Raw genomic sequence first — 17,670 nt, forward strand, 5'->3', positions numbered from 1 at the left:
AAACGGCGGGTGACATTGTTGCCCCTCAGCGCGTCGGAGGAGCAGATCGCCGCGGCGGTTACATGGCTGAACGAGGGCATTACACCCTCATCGTCATAGCCCCCTCGTCCGGCGCATCCGCGGCAGCGCGCCGGGCGCTTCGCCGAGTCCAGCAAACCTTTTCACCGCGCCGACGTGTGCGGCTACTGGTCGGGCGCGTGGCGCTGTGGCGCCTCCCAGCCCAGCAGCGCCGCCCGCCGCTCTCGGATGGCCCGCAGGCGCCTGGCGGCAGCTTGGTTGCCGACCGCGACCAGCGGTTCGACAACGGCTTCGAGCTGGTCCAGCAACTCCAACTGACGCAGCCGGCGTTCCTCTCGCTCGTTCATGCCGCCTGCTCCTGATTCTGCTCATCGAACCAGCGCAGTGCCGCTTCGCGCATCTCCTCGGAGGGCGCGCAGGGGCACATCGTGCATTCCCCTTCGGCCGGCGCGTCGCCAAGCTGACCGAACACCACCCAGCCCTTCGATCGAAAGTCCTCCCCGGCGACGCCGCGCCACAGCACGCAGGGCTGTCGGGGTGGCGGCAGCGGCAACACGCCGTGCGCCATCAGGTAAGCGATCAGGAGCGTAACCTGCCGGTCTACGTGCCTGGCCCGCGCTTCCTCCGGAGGGCGGCTCGGCGGCTCGATGCAGGCTTCCCGTTGATTGAGATACCAGACCACGCCCGCGTCGATCTCCTCGTCCGACCGCTGCATCGGCGGCTTCCACTCACCCTCAAACCCGGCGCAACCGCTGATGTTCCACGCTGCATAGAGCGACCCGCCGCAGGCCGTCAGCACGCGATGCCACTTCGGTGCTGATGCCACAGCAAGCGCCTGTTGTGTTTTGGCTTCCAGCTTAGCTAAACGCTGGTTGAGTTGCGCCCGGTTCATGCTGCCTCCCTCCGCTCGGCGAGTGCCGTGAGTTGTGCTTCGAGCGCGGCGAGGCGCTCCGTTAGTTCCTTCGCCTCTCCCAACTCGTAGGCGAAGCGGGAGAGGTCGATCAACCGGCCCGCCAACGTACCAACGACTTCGGCAGCACGCGGCGGGATGCGGCCAGCTTCCACGTCGTCCATCAAGCGGAGCAGCCGCGCCTGTACCCCGTGCAGGTGCTCAGGCAGATGGCGGCTGGCTCGCGCCGCCGAGCTGCGGCCGTAACCGCCCCGCTTGCGCGCGGCGGTGCGCTCCACGGCCTTTTGTGGGTCGTGGCCGAAGCAGTAGGTGGAGTCGGGCAGCGGGCGCGCCGGACAGGGCCGGCCGTCTCGCTTTGCCGCACGGCACGTCTCGCTCATCCCCCTACCTTCCGCTACCATCACCTACCTCCGGCCCGCCGCTTACAGCAGCCTGCCGGCCCGTTCCTGCCAGTCCGGCCGGACCAGCACGAGCCGCCCGATGCGGTCGCGGATGCGCCCGGCCACCGCCTGCACTGCGCCGGGCCCAACGGCACGCGGCAGCGGCAGGCGGTCGGTCTCGCAGCGCACCACCACGCCGGTCAGGCCGTCGGCGATGTGCGCGCACGTTTCGGCCAGCTCCGCCGCGAGCTGCTCGGCGCGGGCCAACCCCGTCAGCACGTCGGCGGCAGCAACGTCGAGCCGCGCCACCGCCAGGCGGCGCCGTTGCTCAGCGTCGCTGTGCTGCCGCTGGGCCTCAGCCTCTTCGGCCTGGGCGCGCAGATCGGCCGCCGCGGCCTGCTCCACCGCGTCCCGGTCTTCCTGCGCGCCCAGCACCGCGGCGGCGCCCTGCCGCAACTTCTCGGCCTGCGAGATCAACTCGTTCGCGTCCATCACTTCCCTCCCTGGTGTTCTTCGCCCGCCGTCACGGCGGTCCACTCGTCCATCCGGCCATCCGCCGTGCGCTTCGGAGCGCGCCGGCCGATGGCGCCGAGCGGCTGCACCGTCCACGCCGAGACGGAAAGGCCCGTACGCGGGTTGCCGTCCTGGCCGGTCCAGGTCGAGAGTTTCAGCTTGCCCTCGACGTAGACCTCGCCCCCCTTCTTCAGCGCCTCGCCGAGCCGCTCGGCGAGGTCTTCCCAGGCCGTGCAGCGCACCCAGGTGGTCGTGGCTCCGTCGCCGTTGGGGCGGTTCTCGGCCACGGCGACGGAGAAGTTCAGTGCTGCCTTGCCGGCACTGGTGAAGCGCAGCTCGGCGTCAGCACCGAGCGTGCCGATGAAGGCGCAGGCAATGCCGTTCATGGACTCGTCCTACCTTTCGCTAGGCCGCTGCCACCTCTGTTAGCGCATCGGCCGTACGGCGCCGTCCGTACCGATCTAGGCACGCCAGACACAGCGGCCCCGCTGCGCCAGCGGGGCCGCAACGCGGGCAGTCAGATGGGGGCGGCTCATGCTGATCACCCGCTGCATGCGCGTCATCGCTCAGCACATCGCGGTGCTGCACGCTATCCATAACCGCCGTAACCGCGTAACCGGAGGGTGGAAGTGGCGGGTGATCCACGCCTGAAGCCGGCAACTCGGCACCGTCTGCCCGGTTACGCTCGGCGGTTATGGCACGCACTCGCGCGGACGTGTCCGTAACCGGCTCTGAGGAGCGATCCACGCCTGCTAAGGGCGCCTCGGTTACGCGGTTACGGCGGTTATGGGGGGTGTCGTAATCGCCTGACGGGGCAGGGGCGTACCGTCCGCCCCCTGCCCTGACCAGGTGGCCGTCCCGTGCCATCTGCCAGGCGCGCTGCTTGGCCACGTTGTGGTCAAGGCCGGCCCGTTCCGCGATTTCCTGGGGCGTGAGCGGCGCGTCCGTCTCCTCCAGTACCCGTAGGATCGCCCGGCGCGTCTCGCTCTGCTGCTCGGCAAGGCGGTCGAGCAGCGTCCAACTGCAATCCGCTGGATCGAACCGCAGCGCCAGCTCGCGCTCTTCCACGTCGCGGCCCGCGATCGTCAGGGTCGCGTCCACGCTGCCGCTGCCCCGGCGCAAGACCAGCACGGCGTCGGCCGCACCGTTGAGGCCGTTGGAGCCGTTCACCATGTCGAGCGGGTCGTCCGCAGCGGCCTTGCGTGTGTGGTGGACCACCAGGATGGCGACGCAGTACCGCTGGCCCAGCCGTGTGAGCGGCGCCAGCGCGTCGTAGTCCTGCCCGTACACCGAGGCTCCGTGCCGTTCGCGGGGGCGCACCCGCTTCAGTGTGTCGACCACGATCAGCCTGGTCTCCGGGTGCTCGCGCAAATAGGCGTCGAGGTCATCGAGGCCGCCGTCATCGAAGCGACGCCACTCTGTTGCCAAGTACAGCCGCTCGGGCGCCGGCTCCCCGTCCAGCAGCCGGTCGAGGCGGTCTTGCAGGCGGCGCTCACCGTCTTCGAGCGCCAGGTAGAGCACATCGCCGGCCGCAACGGGCACCGTGCCGAGCACGTAGCCGCCAGCGGCGACGCCAACCGCGAGTGCCAGGGCGAACCAGCTCTTGCCCTTCTTCGGTGGGCCGGCAAGGATGTTCACACCTTCCGGCAGGATCTCCGGCACGGCCCACCGCTGCGGCGGGAACTGTGCCGCCATAAGGGCCGGCGCGCGGGTGATGCGGGGGGGAGCGGGCCTTGAAGCGTCCGCAGGCAGCGTGGAGGTCGGTGCGGTGGCTGCCAGTGTCCGCTCGTGTTCGGCCGCCGCGCCGGCCTCGCCGTCTGGTTCGTAACGCGCACGCAGCTCGCGCCAGCCGTTGCCGGTGCAGCCGTTGTGGTGGCAGCCGGCCGCGATGGCGCCGCTTGCGAAGCGCACGATGTAGGCCGAGCCGTCCGTGTGCTCCGGGTTCCACGGGCACTCGCGCAGCACCCAGCGGTAGCCGCCGTGCCATTCCCCCTCGCGCGCCACGATCAGGCCGGCATGGGCAATCCAGCGGTCGAGGTCGAAGCTGCCGCCGGAGCGGGGCATGAGCGCCGGCGCCGGCGCATGGGCGGCCAGGGCGGCGAGCAGCTCTCGCGGCACCGGCGTTAGCGTCTCCGGCACGTCCAGCAGGCGCGCCAGCCGGTGCGGCCGCTCGGCGGTGCTGTCGCCCTTCACCGCCAGCGTGCCGTAAAACTTCGTGATTCGACTGGCGTTGAACGTGGTCGTGTCCACGTCCACGGCCGCATCGCCGAAGCGCACGGCCAGCGCCTCCAGGCAGCCGCGCAGCAGGGCCGTGCTCTCCGGGTCGTTCGCCAGGGCCATACGGTAGAGCAGGTGGGCGCCGTTGCCGCTGTCGGCCAGCACCGGGTCGGGCCAACCCTCGGCGCGCAAGGCGTCACGAATGTCTGCGGCGCGGGCGCGCGCCGCCTCATGCTCAGCGTCACTGGCGGAGATCCCGGCAGGCCGGCGTGGGTCCAGGTCCACGAGCAGCCAACGCCGCCGGGAGATGTCGCTGTCTGCCGTCGTGCTCTTTGCCCGTTCGATCGCCCGATTGTTCGCTCGCGACAGCAACTCCGGCTTCGGCGGGTTCAGCGTGAGATATACGGAGCAGCCGTAGCGCCGTTGCAGCGTGGCCGCGTCTTGTGCAAGCCGGTCGTGATCGTCGTAGTAGCCGCTGACGGTCCGGGCGGTCGGCGTGTTGAGGATACGCAGCTCCGCTACGTCGCCCGGCTGGAACAAGAGCCGGAGGGTTTCGCGGATCATGGCCGGGTCCGGCCGGTTGGCGCGTTCGGCTCTCTGTGCGATCATGAAAGCGGTCCGTTCGCCCGGCTGCGCGCGATGGTCGGCAGCCCGTCGCGCAGCCGGGCGTGAAGATTCACGCCGGCCCGCTGTGGCCGGCGTTCGCGCGCCCTATGCGCCCTGGCCGGCCTGCTGCCGGCGCTCGATCCACGCGTCGATCGCTGCTGCGGTGACGAACCGTGCGGATCCGACCGTGAATGACGGCAAGTCGCCCGAGGCGATCAATCGTGTGACGTACGCCCGGCTGAGGTTCAGCACGTCGGGGAGCTGATACGCACGGTAGGCGCGCGGCGCGAATGCCTGGTCCGAGTGCCGGCGGTTCACTGGTGCCACAGCGGTGGTCATCTGCGGTGCTCCTCAGGCTCGTGTCACATCCCGTAGCCTCAGGATGCCGGGCATGGCCCGGCAGGGCACGGACAGAATTCGCGCCGACTTTTGCGGCGATGCACCTGAACCGGCCCGACGCGAGACTACACCAGCGCGCGGAGGCGGCTCAGGGTCCGCGCGATGCGGTCGGTCAGCTCGTAGTCGGTGTCGTCGGCGGCGGTGCCCAGTGGATGCTGCGCGGCGTTGTCCAGGCCGGCGATGTCGGCGGACGAAAGCCCGGCGATGGCGGCCAGCGCCCACCAGTGGGCGGCGGCTTTCCAAGAGGGGCGGCGGCCTCCGCCGCGTCGGGCCGGAGCAGCGAACAGGTCCAGCAGCCAGTCCACGAGCATGGCCCGCGCCCGTTCCAGCCGCCGCGCCGTGTCCAGCGTGAAACGCGCAGTCGTCGCCGCCTCCAACTCCACCACGAGCAGAGCTGTCGCGTCGTCGCCCGCCGGTACTGGGGTCTGCGTGAGGTAGCCAGCGGCGGCCTCTACCGCGCGGCCGGCGCGCTTCGCCGGCCGCCACGCCCGCTTGAAAAGGGGTGCGATCTGCGCGGTCAGCTCCGCCTGCCGCCGCCTGCGCGGCAACTCCGCGCCAGGCAGCGACAACCGGATGGTGCCGGGGTCGTTGTCCGGCGTCGTCACGGTATAGCGCCACGGCGCGCCCCCCGCTGCGGCCAGATGCAGCGTCACGCGCTCGCCCAGTTCCTCGCGCATGGTGCGGGTCAGGCCGCCGAGCAGCGCGGCGTCGGCGGCGGCAAATGCCGGGCCGTGGACACGCAGGGCAGTCAGCAGTTCGCCCCAGAGACGCGGGTACGGCAATCCGAAGTGCCTGGCCAGGTTCGTAAACCATCCGACGGTCAGGTACACCGGCGTGGTGGACTCGATGGGCACGGCGTTCACTGCGTCGCGGAACGGCGTACAGAGGGAGCTGCCGAGTTCGCGGGCGAAGGAGGCAAGGGCAGCCGCCTGCGCCTGGCCGCGCGCCTCCGGGTCGGTCTTGGCCCTCTGGCGGAGCACGGCCGCCAGCGTGCGGAACGCCTGCGCATCTGCCGGATGCGGCTGCCACGGTGGCGCCGACTGCTCCATACCAGCCGTCACCTCATCCCCACCAGTCTACGCAGACGCGATGCCCTGCGCCTCTGCCGGCGCAGCGACAGCCGGAATCTCGCGCGTTGCCGTACCCATATGTTCACTTTTGACAGCAACCGCTGACAGCAACGCGGGTAGCCGGCGGTAGCCGGCGGTAGCATTCTCAGCGTGGTTCTGGGCGTGAATAGGCGTCGGTAGCCGCTCAGCACCCAACTGAAAATCGCAGTGTCGGCAGTTCGATTCTGCCCCCTGGCACCGAAATTCACGCCTAAATCCCCGCGCTTCCGAGGGGATTTTGCCTTGTCAGCGCGTTTTGACGCCAACGCTGACGCCAACGCGCCCGTTGACGGCGCTCACGTGCCGAAGAGCCGGTCAAGGCGATCGGCAACGGCCCGCCGAAAGCCCGGCAGCACATGGCCGTACACGTCCAGCGTCATCGCCGCCGCCCGGTCATCGAAGCTGTCTCGCGTGAGGCTCGTGCCGATCCACTCGGCTGCCCGCACAAGCCGTCTCGCCAGGTCCCTCGGGTAATCGTCGTGGAAGAGCGCCTGCACGCGACCGAATATCTCGCTCGTGCGCTCGTAGACCTCTCCCCTCATCACCAGCTCGCTGGGCTCGAAGCGGCTCTTGTGGCGAACCCAGTCGTCGGGCGCCTCCCGGTTCACCTTCCGCACCGAGAACGTGACGCCGCGGCGTTGCAGGAAGGCTCCTGAGCCGAGATTGGCGGAGATTGGCGGAAAGGTGGATGCGGCAAGGCGCAAGATGTTAGGCGCCGTGAGTAGCGCATCCTCTGCCCGCTCTGCGGCCTTGGTATTGGACCCGGCGGTTACGGGCACGAAGGCCACGGCGCGGCCGTTGAACGCCGCTGGCGCTCCCCACTCTGCGGCCTCATCGTCACCCAGACGAACGAAGCGTACTTGGCCGATGGCGAGCGCTGCGCCATCCAGCGTGAGCTCCTCGACGAGGAACATGGCCTGATAGGCCGTGTGCGAAAGCGCGACTGCCTTCAAGAAGGCGTCGACACGCCGACGCCGGCGCCCAAGATCCCGGTAGGTGCGCCAGCGAACTGAGAGGTCAATCACCAGCTCCCAGAGCGCCGTGTCAATCGCGTTGCGTGTGAGGTGTTCCGATTCGGGCTCGTCTTCGAGCCAGGTCAGGATTTCGAAGAATTGCTCTGCCTCCTCGTTGACAAGGCTGAGTCCTTGCAGCTCGGGCTCGTCTGAGTCGGCGATCGGGTCGAACATCCGCGACGTGGATGCTCAGCAACGCAAGCCTGCCTCTGGCGGCGCAGGTTTCGCGGCCAATGCAGCAGCAAGCTTGTTCAGTGTCGTGAGCGTACTGGCCTTCAGCGCCATGCGGATACCCCGTCCGGTCTGCTCTCGGCATTCCATCGCTGGTGCCATTTTGGCGCCGAACTGCGCGACACGGCGCCCCACTGAACAGCATGGAGCGGCCGAATGGCCCTCGATTCACGCGGGAAACGGCACCAACCGACACCAGAGAGCACCGGCTAACACGGCCGCGTGGCGATTGAGAACCGCAGCATCGGCTGTTCGAATCGGCCCCTGGCACCGGCAGAGCCTGCGAAATGCCCCAGATAGCGGTGACTCTTTGCGATTCTTGGCGAACCCGCTCGCGGCCTCAGTCGCCGATGCTGACCGGCTCGGCCTCGCCGGACTCGCGGTAGGCCATGTTGTAGAGGCGGGCGTAGATGCCGCCGCTCGCCAGCAACTGCTCGTGGTTGCCGATCTCCGCGATCTCGCCCCGGTCCAGCACGACCACGCGGTCGGCGTCGCGGATCGTGGAGAGGCGGTGGGCGATCACGAAACTGGTGCGGTGCTTGAGCAGCGTGCTCAGCGCCTTCTGGATGATCACCTCGGTTTGTGTGTCCACATTGGCCGTGGCCTCGTCCAGCACCAGGATGCGCGGGTCGGCCAGCACGGCGCGGGCGAAGCTGAGCAACTGCCGCTGGCCCACCGAGAGGTTCGAACCGCGCTCCTGCAAGACCGTATCGTAGCCGTTCTCCAGCCGCACGATGAACTCGTGTGCACCCACGGCCTCCGCCGCCGCCTCGATCTCCGCCTGCGTGGCGTCCAGGCGGCCGTAGATGATGTTGTCCTTCACCGTGCCGGAGAAGAGGAACGGCTCCTGCAGCACCACGCCCATCTGCCGCGTCAAGGACTTGCGCTTGATCGTGCGCAGGTCGTGGCCGTCGATGCGGATCGTGCCTTCAGTCACTTCGTAGAGGCGGCTGATCAGCGAGGTCATCGTGCTCTTGCCGGCGCCCGTCTGGCCGACGAAGGCGATCGTCTCGCCCGGCTCCACGTGCAGGTCGATGTCCTTCAGCACCGGCACGCCCGGCACGTACTCGAAGGTGACGTGGTCGAAGTCAACGCGGCCCTCGATCTGCCCAAGCTCGACCGCGTCCGGCGCATCGACGATCTCGGCCTTCGTGTCGAGCACCTCGAAGATGCGCTCGCCGCCGGCCATCGCCCGCTGGATCTGCGTGTATTGCAAAACCATGTCGCGGATCGGGTCGAAGAAGCGCTGGATGTAGAGCACAAAGGCAACGAGCGTGCCGATCTGCAGCGTGCTGTCGTGCACGCGGATGCCGCCGACGATCAGCGCCAGCGCCGTGGCGGCGGCGACCACCAGCTCCACGATCGGCAGCACCACGGCGGAGAGCCGCCCGGCCTCGACGTTGGCGGAAAGGTTCGCGCGGTTGATCTGGCCGAAGCGTCGGTTGTTCTCGTCCTCGCGCGAGAGCGACTGGATCACGCGCACACCGGAGACGTTCTCGTTGATCGTGGAGTTGACGACGGCGATCGCCTGCCGCACCTGGATGAAGGCGCTGCGCGCCCGCCTGGACCAGTAGGCCATGACCAGGATCAGCACCGGCACGGCGGCGAAGGTGATCAGCGCCAGTGTGAAGTCCAGCTTCAGCAGCGCGAAGATCACCACGAAGAGGCCGGCCACGTTGCCCAGCACGGTGAGGATGCCGGAGGTCATGAGCTCCTGCAGCGAGGTCACGTCGCTGGTGATGCGCGACATCACGCGGCCAACCTCGTGCCGGTCGTAGAAGCTGAGCGAGAGCGTCTGCAGGTGGTCGAACATCTCGATGCGCAACCGGCGCAGCACGTTGTGGCCAATAATGCCGCTGCTGTCGAGCTGCATGTACTGGAAGCCCCAGCTCAGGAAAGCGAACACCAGCATCGTGGCGCCGAGAAAGTCCAGCCGCGCCCCGTCGCCCTTGCGCACCGCGTCGATCGCCAGGCCGATCAGCAGCGGCTGCGCGTAGGAGGTGAGCGCGAAGCCGAGCACGCCGATGATCGAGAGCGTCATGCGCCACTTATAGGGCTTGATGTACTTGCCCAGCCGGCCCACGACCTTCGCGTCGTAGAGCTTGCCCAGCTCGTCGTCGTTCCAGCCGTCCATGCCGCGGCGGAAGCCGTGGTTGCCCGAGGTCAGGCTCTGGCTCCAGCCGCCCGCGGCGCCGCCGCCGCCCATGAATCCCATTGGTCGCTCCCGTCTGCTGGCGCGGGTTCAGTCCACCGCCGCCGCGGCGCGTTCGTCGAACTCGTCGTGCCCATCCGTCTGGTGGCTGCCGTTGGCCGTCGCCGCGGTGCTGCGTTCGAACGCCTCTTCCTGGGCCCGCAGCTCCAAATCGTAGATCTGGCGGTAGAGGCCGTTCTGTGCCAGCAGCTCTTGGTGACGCCCGCGCTCCACGATCTGGCCGCGGCGCAGCACCAGGATCTGGTCGGCACGCCGCACCGTGCGCAGCCGTTGCGCAATCACGAAGTTGGTGCGGCCCTTCATCAGCTCGGCCAGCGCCTGCTGGATCAGGTACTCCGTCTCCATGTCCACGCTGCTGGTCGAGTCATCGAAGACGAGGATGCGCGGATCCATCAACAGCGTGCGCGCGATCGAGATGCGCTGCTTCTGCCCGCCGGAGAGGGTGACGCCGCGCTCGCCCACCCAGGTTTCGTAGCCGTCGGGCAAGGTGAGGATGAAGTCGTGGATGCGCGCCGTTTTCGCCGCCGCCTCGACCTCTTCGTCGGTGGCATCGAGCCGGCCGTAGCGGATGTTCTCGCGGATCGTGTCCATGAACAGGAAGACGTCCTGCTGCACGATGCCGATCGTCTGCCGCAGCGAAGCGAGGGTCACGTCGCGGATGTCGTGGCCGTCGATCGTGATCGCGCCGCCGGTCACGTCGTAGAAGCGCGGCATCAGGTTGACGACGGTGGACTTGCCGCTGCCCGTGGGTCCGAGCAGGGCGATCACGTCGCCCGGCGGCGCGTCGATGTTCACGTCCTTGAGCACGGCGCTGATGCTGTCGTAGCCGAAGCTGACGTGCTCGAAGCTGACGTGGCCTTGCGCGTCCTTCAGCTCGTAGGCGTTCGGCTTCTCCTTCACCGCCGACTCGGCGTCGATGATCTCGAAGATGCGTTCACCGGCCGACTGGGCGCGGGCGATGATCGTGATCATGAAGCCGAGCGAGCGCACCGGCATCTGCAGGATGGTGAGATAGACGAGAAATTCGGTGATCTGGCCGATGGTAAGCGAACGGTCGATCACCAGGTGGCCGCCGTACCACATCGCGATCACGATGGCAAGCGAGCCGAGACCGATCAGCAGCGGCTGGTTGAACGCCTGGATGCGGTTGGTGGCGAAGGACCAGACGAAGAGGTCGTCGGCCTCGCGCTCGAACTTCTGGCTCTCGAACTCCTCGCGGCTGAAGGACTTGACCACGCGCACGCCGGAGAGGTTCTCCTGCAAGACGGTGCCGAGGCGGCCCATGCCGTCCTGCACGTGCAGCCACATCGGCCGCATCTTGTTGGAGACGTAGAACGAACGCGTGGCGATCAGCGGCAGCACCAGCCAGGAGACGAGCGCCAGCCGCCAGTTGGAGATCAGCATCAGCACCAGGGCGGCAAGGAGGAGGATGATGGTATACGCCAGGCGGATCACGCCCATGTTGATGTAGAAGCGCACGCCCTCCACATCCTGGGTGGCGCGCGACATAATCTGACCGATCTGCGCCTTGTCGTGGTAGGCGTAGCTCAGCCGCTGCAGGCGGTCATAAATCTGGTTGCGCAGGTCGAAGGCGACCTGCTGGGAGAGCGTTTCGCCCTGGTACTGCTGCAGGTAGTAGAAGATGCCGCGCAGCAGCGAGGAGACGAGGATGGCGGCGCCCGCAAGCACCAGGGCGAGCTTGTCCAGCGGCTTGCCCGGCGCCAGGTTGGTATTGTCGATCGCCCAGCCGAGGATCGAGGGCGTCATCAGCACGAAGAGGCCGGTGAGCAACGTGCTGATCAGCACCACCGTGGTCCGCACCTTGTAGGGGCGCATGAAACCGAGCAGACGCACGAGAACCGGCATGAAACGCCTCGTCAACACTGGCGCTGTTTGGGAGTCTTCCCCATGCTAACGTTCACGTAAGGAGATGGCAATCAAGGGCGAAGGTTTAAGGGCGTAGGCCGCAGGGCGCAGGGGCTGCCGGCGGGCAGGGTGTCGCGGCCCGCCGACAGTGTGATCGCTGCGCTACCAAATCCGGCAACGCGCCTCGCCTTCCTCCCCCTACGCCCTGCGCCCTTCGCCCTTCCTGCTACACTGAGGACGCAGCGCCGGCGCCGCGCGGAGGCGTGCTGATGGCCGCGGTCGCATCTCCGTACCTGGTCCGTCCGATGACGATCGCCGATATCCCGCAGGTCACGGAGATCGAGCGCGAATCGTTCCCCACGATGTGGCCGCAAACGGCCTACAAGCGCGAGCTGCAACAGAACTCCATGGCCCGCTACCTCGTGGTCAGCCGGCCGGCGCCGGGCGCGGCGCTCACCGCCGCGACACCGGCGAGCGGCGGTCTCGGCGGGGCGGTGCGCGGCCTGCGCCGTATGCTGCGCAAGGAGCCTGACGTCGCCGCGGCGGGCGAGCAGTTGGTCGGCTTCCTCGGCCTCTGGTTCATGCTGGAGGAGTGCCACGTCGTCACCGTCGCGGTGCGCGAGGCGTTGCGCCGCCAGGGCATCGGCGAGCTGCTGGTGATCACCGCCGTCGACCTGGCGCTGCGCCGCCAGCAAGCGGTGCTGACCCTGGAGTGCCGCGTCAGCAACATCGGCGCCCAGGCATTGTATGAGCGTTATGGCTTCGAGCGCGTCGGCGTGCGGCGGCGCTACTACACCGACAACAACGAAGACGCGCTGATCATGACCACGCCGCCGATCCGTACGCCCGAGTACCGCGAACACTTCGCGCGGCTGCGCGCCGCGCACGCCGAGCGCTGGGGCGCGGCCGATCTGCTGCTGCCCTCCTGAGACATGGTTTCAAGACCGGCGTGCAAGTGCGGTCGCGCACCCGCAAGCGGCAATTCAAGCCGGTTTTGAAGCCATCTGTAACATGGCTGCGTACGCGGCCATCTGGGACACACATGCCCGAAGACGCCGCCTGGTACGCCCGCCGCTGGCTGCCGCTCACGGTTCAGTTCCTCGAACCGCTGATCGAGCAGCTCTGGGTCTCGCCCGGCGACCGCCTGCTCGACGTGGCCTGCGGCCCCGGCGCACTCGTAGCGCAACTCTCGCCGCTGGCCGGGCCGTTCGGCCGCATCGTCGGCCTTGACCGCTCGATCCAAATGCTGGCCGCGGGCGCACGGCTGGCGCGCCGGCACAGCCTCGGCAACGTGCGCTTCGTGCAGGGCACGATGTACCGCCTGCCGCTGCGCGCGGGCGGCTTCGACGCGGCGACCTGCAGCTTCGGCTTCGGCAGCGCCGCCGACGCCGGCCCGGTGCTGGCCGAGCTGCGCCGCGTGCTGGTCGCCGGCGGACGCGTGGGCGTGCTCGTGACCGGTGCGGCCGAACGTTCGCCCGGCTGGGGGCTGCTGCTGGCGGCGCTGGCGCGACATGGCCTGGCGAGCGGACGTGAGGAGGGCTTCGAGGCCGTTGCCCCCGACGTGGCGCGGACCTGGCTGCGGCAGGCCGGCTTCGAGCGCGTCGAAACCGTGGTGCTCACGCGGGAATTGCGCCGGCTGGACTTCGACGATCTCTGGGCCGACGTGTTGGCCGGGCGCATGCCGGGCACGCGGCTCTACCGTGCGCAGCCGGCGCAGACGCAGGCCGGCCTGCGCGCCGAGCTGCACGAGTGGGTCGAGCAGTTTCGTGACGGCACGCGGCTGCTTCTGCCGGTGGAAGCCGTGCTCGCCTGGGGCGCGGCGCCCTGATTTCAGGTCGGTGCAAACGGGCTACACTGATCGGGGTGCGCGGGCTTTCGGCCCTCTATCCCCCGGCCCCTTTTCTCTCAATCTTTGACATCGCGCGGAGCGCGATCTGGGATGAGGGAAAGGGGCGATCCGGGACCGAGCCATCCGGAGGGCGTCGGGTTAACCGTAAGCCGATTGGAACGCTCCAGGCTGGATCGCCCCTCGCCCAGAATTGGGAGAGGGGAAGGGGTGAGGGCCGACGATGCCGCGTGTGCTCCTGCTCATTCCCAGCGCCACCTACCGCGCCCCGGACTTCATGGAGGCGGCGGGCAAGCTCGACGTGCAGGTGGTGGTCGGCTCGGACCAGCGCCAGGCGCTGGAAGAGATCATGCCCGGCCGCGCGCTGGCCGTGGACATGGCACACCCGGAGCACGGCGCCGAGCAGATCGCCGACTTCGCCCACCGCTATCCGCTCGACACGATCCTGCCCGTGGACGACGGCGGCACGCTGGTCGCGGCGCTCGCCTCCGAGTGGCTGGGGCTGCCGCACAACCCGGTTGCCGCCGTGCAGGCGACGCGCGACAAGCACCTGCTGCGTGAGCGGCTGGCGGCAAGCGGCGTGCTGTCACCGCCGTACCGTCTGGTCGACATAGACGCCGATCCGCAACAGATCGCCGGCGATCTGTTCTATCCCTGTGTGCTCAAGCCGCTGGCGCTCTCCGGCAGCCGCGGCGTGATGCGCGCCGACAACGCCGCGCAGTTCGTGGCGGCCTTCGCGCGCTTAAAGGCGCTGCTGGCCCAGCCCGACGTCGCCGCGGAGTGCGGCCCCGCTGCCCGGCAGGCGCTCGTCGAAGGCTACATCCCCGGCGAAGAAGTGGCGCTGGAGGGGCTGCTCACGGACGGCCGCCTGCACGTGCTGGCATTGTTCGACAAACCCGACCCGCTGGTCGGCCCCTTCTTCGAGGAGACGATCTACGTCACGCCCTCGCGCCTGCCCGCCGAGACGCAGGCGCAGATCGCCGCGACCGCTGAGCGCGCCGCCCGCGCCCTCGGCCTGCGCGACGGACCGCTGCACGCCGAGCTGCGGCTCAACGAGCTGGGCGCCTGGCCGGTGGACATCGCCGCGCGCTCGATCGGCGGGCTTTGCTCGCGCACGCTCAGCTTCGGCACCGGCATGTCGCTGGAGGAGCTGATCCTGCGCCATGCCACCGGCGCCGCGATCCCCTCGTTTGAGCGCGAGGGCAGCGCCTCGGGCGTGATGATGATTCCCATCCCGGCGCCGGGCGTGCTGCGCGAGGTGGCGGGTATCGAGAAGGCGGAGGCCGTTCCGGGCATCGTCTCCGTCACGATCTCGATCCATCGTGGGCAGGAGGTCGTGCCGCTGCCGGAGGGCAGCGAGTATCTTGGCTTCATCTTTGCCAAGGGTGAGGAGCCGGCGCAGGTCGAAGGGGCGCTACGCCGGGCGCACGCGGCGCTGCGCTTCACGATCGAGCCGGCCGGCGCGAAGGAACGCAGCGGAGGCCGAACATGACGAGCAAAGGTGTCGCCGAGCATCCGGTGCTGCTTGTGGGCAGCGTGCCGCTCGGCAGCGCGGAGGAGGTCTTCCGCACGACCGGTGAGCTGCTCGGCGGGCTGCTGAGGCGCGTGCCGGACGGCGAAACCGGCGTCCGGGCTAACTGGATCATGTGGCAGTTCCCGCTGTTCGCCGAGAATCCTGCCTTCGAGGCGCTGCCGCCCGATCCCGCCCGCTACGGCACGGGTCTGCGGGTGAAACTCCGTCCCGGCGTCGCGGCGGACGCGATCGGCTTCGCTGCGCTGGGCTACGCCGCGGCGGCGGGCGCGTCCTACGAGCAGTTCGTGCGGCTGCGGCGTGAGGGCGCGATCCCGGCCGGCGTCCGCTTCCAGGTGAGTTTGCCCACACCGCTGGCGCCGGTCAGCGCCTTCCTGGCGCCTGCCGACCGCGCCATCGTCGAGCCGCGCTACGAGGCGGCGCTGCTTGCCGATCTGCAGCGGCTCACGGCGGCCATTCCCGCCGCCGACCTGGCCGTGCAGTGGGACACGGCGATCGAGTTCGGCGTCCTGGAAGGCGTGCTGCCTTCGCATCTGACCGACCTTGAGCCGCAGATCGTCGAACGCCTCGTGCGGCTGGGCAACGCCGTGCCGGCGGGAGTGGAGCTGGGCTACCACCTCTGCTACGGCGACGCCAGGCACAAGCATTTCGTCGAGCCGGCCGATGCCGGCAAGCTCGTCGCCGTCGCCAACGCCGTGAGCGCCGGTGTGGCACGGCCGATCCAGTGGGTGCACCTGCCCGTACCCCGCGGCCGCGACGACGAGGGCTACTTCGCGCCGCTGCGCGACCTGAAGCTGCACCCGGAGACGGAGCTCTACCTGGGGCTGGTGCACCTGACGGACGGCGCGGCCGGCACGCGGCGCCGCATGGCCACGGCGGCGCGCGTCGCACCGCGCTTCGGCATCGCTACGGAGTGCGGCATGGGCCGCCGGCCTGCAGAGACGATTCCGCAGTTGCTGCGCGTTCATGCCGAGGCGGCGCGGACGGCAGGCTGAAGGGCCGCGGCTACTTCTTTGCCGGCTTGAAGTAGGGGTTGGTGCCGCTGGCGTGGTCCGTGCTGTCCACGACCTCGCGAATCTCCGGCACCGCCTCTTTCACGGCCACGGCGATCCCCTGCTTCAGCGTCACGTCGGCCATGCCGCAGCCCTGGCAGCCGCCGCCGAGCTGCACGTAGGCGACGCCGTCGTTCACATCCAGCAGTTGCACGAAGCCGCCGTGCGCCGCGATCGCCGGGTTGATCTGCGTGTCGAACACCTGCTGCACGCGCAGCGCCAGCGGGTCCAGCCAGACGGGACTCGGGTTCTCGAACTCGAGGCCGCTGATGTTCGGGCCTTTGTTGCGGTAGTTGACGGTCACGATGCCCAGGTACGGCAGGTTGCGCCCCTCGACGTACACCGGCGCATTCAGCCCCGCGACCGTCACCTGCGCATCGTCCGCCGGCTCGGCGCCGCGCTCGACGATGCTGAGCACGTGCTCCAGCCCCTCCGGCCCGCGGCCGACGATCTGCAGGCGCAGCCCGGCGACAGGCCGCGGATAGCCCGCGATCACCTCGTTCAGTTTGGCCGTGGCGCTCTCGGTGAAGCTGATCGCCGGCTGCTGTGGCGTGGCCGTTTCGGAAGTCATCTGCTGCTCTCCCGCGGCGCACTTCGTGTCAAAGTGCGCTGCCCGTTCATTCTACGCCCATCGCCCGCCAGCGCGCAGCCGCTGCCGCGCCGCCGGAGGGATGCGTGGCCGGCGCGCGGACGGCAGCAGAGCCGCCGGTTCAGTCTCCCGTCGCGGCCACGCGCTCGGAGGCGGCTTCCGCGCGAGCGGGCACGCGCACGCGGCGCATCATCGCCTCGCGAGCCGTGCGGTCGTTCACCAGCAGCGAGAGCGCGGCGGAAACCAGCAGCAGCACGCCGGAGAGGACGAAAGCATCGTGGTAGCCCATCACCCGCGCCTGCTCGACCATCGCCGGCGTCGCGCTGACCGCGTGCGCCGCCGCAACCGCGCCGGCGAGGTGGCTGTTGAAGCGGTTGATCTCCACGGTCGCGATCAGCGCCACGCCGAACGAGGCGGCGACCTGGCGCATCGTGTTGTAAATCGAGGAGGCCGGCCCCTGCTTCGAGTTGTCCAGCGGGCCGTACACGATCGTCTGCGCCGCCGTCATCGCAAACGGCGTCGTCAGCCCGCGGAAGATGAGCGGAATGATGATGAGCAGCGGGATCGTGGCCTTCACCACGAAGGCGAAGGGCAGCAGCGTGACCGCGGCGAAGAAGAAGCCGCCGACCAGCATCTTGCGCGGCCCGATGCGGGTGTAGTAGCGGCCGGCAAGCAGCAGCGCGACACCGGTGCCCGCGGCGCTCGGCGCCTGGATCAGGCCGGCCTCCAGCGGCGAGTGCCCCTGCAACTCTTGCAAGAAGAGGGTGAGCGAGAAGATGAAGCCCGCGTACGATGCGAACGACCAGACGGTGATCAGCGTGCCCAGGGCGAACAGTCGCTGCTTGAACAGGCGCAAATCGAGGATCGGCGGCGAGACGCGCAGCTCGATCAGCGCGAAGACCAGCAGGATCAACAGACCGCCGATGCCGGGGCCGGCCACATCGGCCGACCCCCAGGACTTCGTCGCCGCCTCCGACAGCGCGTAGAGGATCAGCGCCGCACCGGCGCCGCCGGTGACCAGGCCGAGCACATCGAAACGGCCCTGCGCGTACGGCTCCTTGTGCTCGCGCAGCACCCGCAGCGCCAGCAGGAAGCCGACGATGCCCACCGGCAGGTTGATGTAGAAGATCCAGCGCCAGCTCGTGTACTCGACCAGGTAGCCGCCGAGCACCGGCCCG

At 69.0% G+C, this 17,670-nt stretch carries 17 protein-coding genes; 4 read left to right on the forward strand and 13 right to left on the reverse strand.

All coding sequences use genetic code 11. From position 1 onward, the window contains the following. Window positions 1-182: 182 nt before the first annotated feature. The 11 genes from VKV26_11380 to VKV26_11430 all read right to left on the reverse strand — a co-directional run bounded on the left by VKV26_11380 (window position 183) and on the right by VKV26_11430 (window position 11,474). Window positions 183-365: a hypothetical protein gene (locus VKV26_11380; protein HLZ70491.1), complete on the reverse strand. Its 183-nt coding sequence runs from the start codon at window positions 363-365 to the stop codon at window positions 183-185. Further along, complete coding sequence (locus VKV26_11385) at window positions 362-910, reverse strand: hypothetical protein (protein ID HLZ70492.1); 549 nt, start codon at window positions 908-910, stop codon at window positions 362-364. The genes VKV26_11380 and VKV26_11385 overlap by 4 nt, the downstream gene beginning before the upstream one ends. After that, on the reverse strand, window positions 907-1,308 hold the full coding sequence (locus tag VKV26_11390; GenBank protein HLZ70493.1) for a hypothetical protein: 402 nt from the start codon (window positions 1,306-1,308) through the stop codon (window positions 907-909). Before VKV26_11390 ends, VKV26_11385 begins: the two co-directional genes overlap by 4 nt. 42 nt (window positions 1,309-1,350) lie before the next feature. Next, window positions 1,351-1,800, reverse strand: coding sequence for a hypothetical protein (locus tag VKV26_11395; GenBank protein HLZ70494.1), 450 nt, complete (start codon window positions 1,798-1,800; stop codon window positions 1,351-1,353). Then, a complete protein-coding gene (locus VKV26_11400; protein HLZ70495.1) occupies window positions 1,800-2,207 on the reverse strand; it encodes a single-stranded DNA-binding protein in 408 nt (135 codons plus the stop codon). The genes VKV26_11395 and VKV26_11400 overlap by 1 nt, the downstream gene beginning before the upstream one ends. Window positions 2,208-2,226: 19 nt before the next feature. Continuing rightward, window positions 2,227-4,647 (reverse strand): AAA family ATPase, encoded by a 2,421-nt coding sequence (locus tag VKV26_11405; protein ID HLZ70496.1) that lies wholly within the window; start codon window positions 4,645-4,647, stop codon window positions 2,227-2,229. Between the two features lie 102 nt (window positions 4,648-4,749). Further along, complete coding sequence (locus VKV26_11410; GenBank protein ID HLZ70497.1) at window positions 4,750-4,983, reverse strand: helix-turn-helix domain-containing protein; 234 nt, start codon at window positions 4,981-4,983, stop codon at window positions 4,750-4,752. Between the two features lie 125 nt (window positions 4,984-5,108). Then, the gene (locus VKV26_11415) at window positions 5,109-6,092 is read right to left on the reverse strand and encodes a hypothetical protein (protein ID HLZ70498.1); all 984 of its coding nucleotides are present in this window, start codon (window positions 6,090-6,092) and stop codon (window positions 5,109-5,111) included. Window positions 6,093-6,448: 356 nt separating this feature from the next. Continuing rightward, window positions 6,449-7,339, reverse strand: a complete 891-nt coding sequence (locus tag VKV26_11420) for a hypothetical protein (GenBank protein ID HLZ70499.1) — start codon at window positions 7,337-7,339, stop codon at window positions 6,449-6,451. 397 nt (window positions 7,340-7,736) lie between these two features. After that, window positions 7,737-9,611 carry an ABC transporter ATP-binding protein gene (locus tag VKV26_11425; protein ID HLZ70500.1) on the reverse strand — a complete coding sequence of 625 codons (1,875 nt, stop codon included), beginning with the start codon at window positions 9,609-9,611 and terminating at the stop codon, window positions 7,737-7,739. Between the two features lie 27 nt (window positions 9,612-9,638). Further along, window positions 9,639-11,474, reverse strand: coding sequence for an ABC transporter ATP-binding protein (locus tag VKV26_11430; protein HLZ70501.1), 1,836 nt, complete (start codon window positions 11,472-11,474; stop codon window positions 9,639-9,641). 269 nt (window positions 11,475-11,743) lie between these two features. On the opposite strand from VKV26_11430, the gene rimI reads away from it, so the two are divergent. The 4 genes from rimI to VKV26_11450 all read left to right on the forward strand — a co-directional run bounded on the left by rimI (window position 11,744) and on the right by VKV26_11450 (window position 15,846). Continuing rightward, window positions 11,744-12,403 carry a ribosomal protein S18-alanine N-acetyltransferase gene (gene rimI, locus VKV26_11435; GenBank protein HLZ70502.1) on the forward strand — a complete coding sequence of 220 codons (660 nt, stop codon included), beginning with the start codon at window positions 11,744-11,746 and terminating at the stop codon, window positions 12,401-12,403. A 113-nt stretch (window positions 12,404-12,516) separates the two neighbouring features. Further along, the gene (locus VKV26_11440) at window positions 12,517-13,302 is read left to right on the forward strand and encodes a class I SAM-dependent methyltransferase (protein ID HLZ70503.1); all 786 of its coding nucleotides are present in this window, start codon (window positions 12,517-12,519) and stop codon (window positions 13,300-13,302) included. Window positions 13,303-13,543: 241 nt separating this feature from the next. Next, on the forward strand, window positions 13,544-14,812 hold the full coding sequence (locus VKV26_11445; GenBank protein HLZ70504.1) for an ATP-grasp domain-containing protein: 1,269 nt from the start codon (window positions 13,544-13,546) through the stop codon (window positions 14,810-14,812). Next, window positions 14,809-15,846, forward strand: a complete 1,038-nt coding sequence (locus tag VKV26_11450; protein ID HLZ70505.1) for a hypothetical protein — start codon at window positions 14,809-14,811, stop codon at window positions 15,844-15,846. The genes VKV26_11445 and VKV26_11450 overlap by 4 nt, the downstream gene beginning before the upstream one ends. A 10-nt stretch (window positions 15,847-15,856) precedes the next feature. Here VKV26_11450 and VKV26_11455 read toward each other — a convergent pair whose 3' ends face one another. Continuing rightward, window positions 15,857-16,474 (reverse strand): NifU family protein, encoded by a 618-nt coding sequence (locus VKV26_11455; protein HLZ70506.1) that lies wholly within the window; start codon window positions 16,472-16,474, stop codon window positions 15,857-15,859. Window positions 16,475-16,613: 139 nt separating this feature from the next. Then, on the reverse strand, window positions 16,614-17,670 hold a 1,057-nt coding region (locus tag VKV26_11460; protein HLZ70507.1), incomplete at its 5' end, for an MFS transporter.

It is taken from the genome of Dehalococcoidia bacterium (assembly GCA_035310145.1).
GTDB lineage: Bacteria > Chloroflexota > Dehalococcoidia > CAUJGQ01 > CAUJGQ01 > CALFMN01.

Coding starts and splice junctions, on each gene's coding strand:
- VKV26_11380 (HLZ70491.1), bottom strand. CDS start 365: ATGAACGAGCGAGAGGAACGCCGGCTGCGTCAGTTGGAGTTGCTGGAC.
- VKV26_11385 (HLZ70492.1), bottom strand. CDS start 910: ATGAACCGGGCGCAACTCAACCAGCGTTTAGCTAAGCTGGAAGCCAAA.
- VKV26_11390 (HLZ70493.1), bottom strand. CDS start 1,308: ATGAGCGAGACGTGCCGTGCGGCAAAGCGAGACGGCCGGCCCTGTCCG.
- VKV26_11395 (HLZ70494.1), bottom strand. CDS start 1,800: ATGGACGCGAACGAGTTGATCTCGCAGGCCGAGAAGTTGCGGCAGGGC.
- VKV26_11400 (HLZ70495.1), bottom strand. CDS start 2,207: ATGAACGGCATTGCCTGCGCCTTCATCGGCACGCTCGGTGCTGACGCC.
- VKV26_11405 (HLZ70496.1), bottom strand. CDS start 4,647: ATGATCGCACAGAGAGCCGAACGCGCCAACCGGCCGGACCCGGCCATG.
- VKV26_11410 (HLZ70497.1), bottom strand. CDS start 4,983: ATGACCACCGCTGTGGCACCAGTGAACCGCCGGCACTCGGACCAGGCA.
- VKV26_11415 (HLZ70498.1), bottom strand. CDS start 6,092: ATGGAGCAGTCGGCGCCACCGTGGCAGCCGCATCCGGCAGATGCGCAG.
- VKV26_11420 (HLZ70499.1), bottom strand. CDS start 7,339: ATGTTCGACCCGATCGCCGACTCAGACGAGCCCGAGCTGCAAGGACTC.
- VKV26_11425 (HLZ70500.1), bottom strand. CDS start 9,611: ATGGGATTCATGGGCGGCGGCGGCGCCGCGGGCGGCTGGAGCCAGAGC.
- VKV26_11430 (HLZ70501.1), bottom strand. CDS start 11,474: ATGCCGGTTCTCGTGCGTCTGCTCGGTTTCATGCGCCCCTACAAGGTG.
- rimI (HLZ70502.1), top strand. CDS start 11,744: ATGGCCGCGGTCGCATCTCCGTACCTGGTCCGTCCGATGACGATCGCC.
- VKV26_11440 (HLZ70503.1), top strand. CDS start 12,517: ATGCCCGAAGACGCCGCCTGGTACGCCCGCCGCTGGCTGCCGCTCACG.
- VKV26_11445 (HLZ70504.1), top strand. CDS start 13,544: ATGCCGCGTGTGCTCCTGCTCATTCCCAGCGCCACCTACCGCGCCCCG.
- VKV26_11450 (HLZ70505.1), top strand. CDS start 14,809: ATGACGAGCAAAGGTGTCGCCGAGCATCCGGTGCTGCTTGTGGGCAGC.
- VKV26_11455 (HLZ70506.1), bottom strand. CDS start 16,474: ATGACTTCCGAAACGGCCACGCCACAGCAGCCGGCGATCAGCTTCACC.